The sequence below is a fragment of the Phyllobacterium sp. genome, assembly GCF_037994425.1.
In the GTDB taxonomy this organism is placed as follows: domain Bacteria; phylum Pseudomonadota; class Alphaproteobacteria; order Rhizobiales; family Rhizobiaceae; genus Phyllobacterium.
Genome location: NZ_JBBNAM010000277.1, coordinates 1 through 1,910, shown reverse-complemented (window position 1 = coordinate 1,910; position 1,910 = coordinate 1). Strand labels below are relative to the sequence as shown.

General features: G+C 58.7%; 3 protein-coding genes and 1 pseudogene. 3 read left to right on the top strand and 1 reads right to left on the bottom strand.

What is annotated here, in order from left to right; genetic code table 11:
- Nucleotides 1–293 (top strand): DUF1214 domain-containing protein (locus AAAB35_RS19170; protein ID WP_340669876.1); only part of this gene is annotated, 293 nt, incomplete at its 5' end.
- A gap of 42 nt (nt 294–335) precedes the next feature.
- Here AAAB35_RS19170 and AAAB35_RS19165 read toward each other — a convergent pair.
- Nucleotides 336–665, bottom strand: a complete 330-nt coding sequence (locus tag AAAB35_RS19165; protein WP_112648281.1) for a hypothetical protein — start codon at nt 663–665, stop codon at nt 336–338.
- A gap of 403 nt (nt 666–1,068) precedes the next feature.
- Here AAAB35_RS19165 and AAAB35_RS19160 point away from each other — a divergent pair, with 403 nt between their 5' ends.
- Both AAAB35_RS19160 and AAAB35_RS19155 read left to right on the top strand, forming a co-directional pair.
- Nucleotides 1,069–1,506 (top strand): universal stress protein, encoded by a 438-nt coding sequence (locus AAAB35_RS19160; protein WP_112648283.1) that lies wholly within the window; start codon nt 1,069–1,071, stop codon nt 1,504–1,506.
- Nucleotides 1,506–1,673, top strand: a pseudogene (locus tag AAAB35_RS19155) (methyl-accepting chemotaxis protein); the annotation flags it as partial. The gene AAAB35_RS19160 and the pseudogene AAAB35_RS19155, both read left to right, overlap by 1 nt.
- Between the last annotated feature and the right edge of the window lie 237 nt (nt 1,674–1,910).

The window sequence follows — 1,910 nt, the reverse complement described above, 5'->3', positions numbered from 1 at the left end:
CACCCGTCAACGCCTTCTGGTCGCTGACGATGTACGAACTTCCGCAGAGCCTGCTCGTTGCCAATCCGATCAACCGCTACCTGCTCAACTCGCCGATGCTGCCGCAGTTCGTGAAGGACGCCGACGGTGGCCTGACGTTCTATATCCAGAACGAATCGCCTGGCAAGGACAAGGAGCCGAACTGGTTGCCCGCGCCCAAAGGGCCGTTCATCGCTTTCATGCGCCTTTATTGGCCAAAGGAAGCAGCGCTCGACGGCACGTGGAAGCATCCACCGATGACCAAAGCAGCGTAAGGGGGCGGGAAATGCCAGGCTTCTGGCCCCTTGCAGATCTTCTTACCCAGCGACGCAATCGGCTTGAAACTCAACATGACCGTTCCTGGCGCACGGACGAACCGTCGGCTTGAATGGCCGAGCGAGACGGCCGAACATGAAATCGCAAGCATCTGGACCGAGGCCATCTCCTTCGAGTAGTTCTCGATATCCGATCCACCAGTGGGCGCTGCGGGCGTAGTCGACGTCTATGATGTCGAGGATGCCCGTCGGACGCTCGGATAGGACCGCCCGCCCATACTTGCGGTTGGCGTATTCCTCGCCGCGCCGCCAGAGCGCGTTCGTGTACTTGTCGAGCGAGGCGACGCCCTTCGTGAAGCTCGACAGCTTCATCTTCGGCTCGCCGTTTTCGTCGAGCGCCAGATGACGCGCCCAGTGGAACGGCTGGCCGTCCTGGTGCCTGGCTGGACCCCGGTAATGCGCCGTGGGTCTGCGAAGCCGGCGAACTCAGCTTCCATTTTGCAGTCTGCACTTCCCCAAAGGGCAATATCGGTTCGACGATTCCTTATGTAATTTTAGTCTAACTCTCGCCAACGCTTGGCATTAGCAGCTGCGCTTTGCCACGTTCCGCGATGCCCTCTCGTGTTCGCACTCAAGCATCTAAAGTCGCGCGTCGCCCGTTGCTTCGTCAACATCGGGAAACATGTTCGCCATCTTGACGCGGATCAATGTTCGACATGGACAGTCCGCTAGGTTTGGATGAATTTAGTGCACCACGATCTGGAACGGATGTCCCATGTACAAGCGCATACTCATTCCAACCGACGGCTCGGAACTTGCTTCCAAGGGCGTCGATCACGGTCTTGCACTTGCAAAGGCGCTCGGCATTCCAGCGACGGTCATCAACGTCACGGTGCCGCTGGCTGGCTTTGCGCTTCAGGGAGTCGTTCAGGCACAGGCCATGGACAGCTATAATCACGCGGTGAAAGAAGACCTGATCGAGATCGAAAGAATTGTCCGCGACAAGGCGGCGAAAGCGCAGGTGACAGTCGATTTTGTCCACGAGATGAATAGCTCGCCTGCTACGGCCATTCTCGAGACTGCTCAGGCAAAAAACTGCGGCCTGATCGTTATTTCCTCACATGGGCGCACGGGCATCGGAAGAATGATACTTGGCAGCCAAACCCAGCAGGTCCTCGCCAATTCCACCGTTCCTGTTCTTGTCGTCAGATAGCGGCATCGGCACAACGGACGGGACCGTCGGAAGTCAGGATGGCGGTCAACGAGATGGATTAGGTCACCCAGCAGAACGCTGCCATGATGGAGGAATCGACGGCGGCGACCAACCGGCTGGAGGACGAGGCTTCGAGCCCGTCACTGCTGATCGCCCGGTTCAATCTCTGAACCGGCGGCACAGCCGCGACCGCATATTCCGCTTCACGCGCCACCCGGTCGCATCACCTCGCTCCCGACTCGCCTCGCTTGAGCGCACCGCTGAGGCCGACGCCATGCGATGCCCAGCGAATTCTCGGTAGAACGAGCCGGCAGGCGACAGACCGCAGAACAATTGCTGTTCTATGCTTGCCCGAGCATCCTATTCGAGAAAACACCGGAAATAGAGGGTCGACTGTAGGTTTG